We start from the raw sequence: 648 nt of genomic DNA, 5'->3' as shown, positions 1-648 counted from the left end.
AACGTTATGTGAAATGCGAAGAGAAAGGATTTAAATATGACAAAAGAAGTAATATCCAAATACTTTTATCAAGATGGAAGCCTTCGAGATATTTATATACTTCAGTCTCATTTATTTGAATGGGATTTACTGTTTGATTTTTTTGAATCGAATCCTAGATTTGAGTTCCAAATTCTTAAAGATGGAGAATTAGTAAAAGAAAGACTAAGTATTGATAGAATTATTAATCTTAAAAATGACTACTCAATGTCCATTCAGATTGATTATAATGGTATTTCAATAGTTGGTTACTTCTATGAAACTGACTATATCGAATTTGATATAACACCTAAGGAAATAGTTAGTCTTGAAGAAGTACATAAAGTAATTGAGTTTATGAGGGAGATTTCAAAATTCACAAAAAAGGTAGTGATTTTAACACCAGAAATGGATATGAAAGATGAATACATAAGGGTAATCCCATCAGGAGAAGCAATATTTTTGTAAGTAACTCAGAGGCACTTCACATAACAAAGCATCTTCGCTGCGGGGCATTTGCCCCTTGGTTGTCAGGTGTTTAATCATAGAAGTAAATCAGACAACACACGACCCGGCCTAAGATAAGAGCTATCTAAGGCCGGGTCGCGTCGCAGATGCGGAAACGTTATA

The 648-nt window shown here is 33.5% G+C and carries 1 protein-coding gene; it reads left to right on the top strand.

What is annotated here, in order from left to right; genetic code table 11:
- Nucleotides 1-36 precede the first annotated feature (36 nt).
- Nucleotides 37-486 (top strand): hypothetical protein, encoded by a 450-nt coding sequence (locus tag AC1TO8_RS23850; protein WP_482058068.1) that lies wholly within the window; start codon nt 37-39, stop codon nt 484-486.
- Nucleotides 487-648: the final 162 nt, after the last annotated feature.

The sequence above is a fragment of the Paenibacillus sp. Y859 genome (assembly GCF_056786405.1).
The sequence above is the reverse complement of the archived record's forward strand: the minus strand, read 5'-3'. Positions and strand labels throughout refer to the sequence as shown.

Excerpts from the sequence above, each read along its gene's own strand:
- AC1TO8_RS23850 (WP_482058068.1), top strand. The coding sequence starts at position 37 with ATGACAAAAGAAGTAATATCCAAATACTTTTATCAAGATGGAAGCCTT.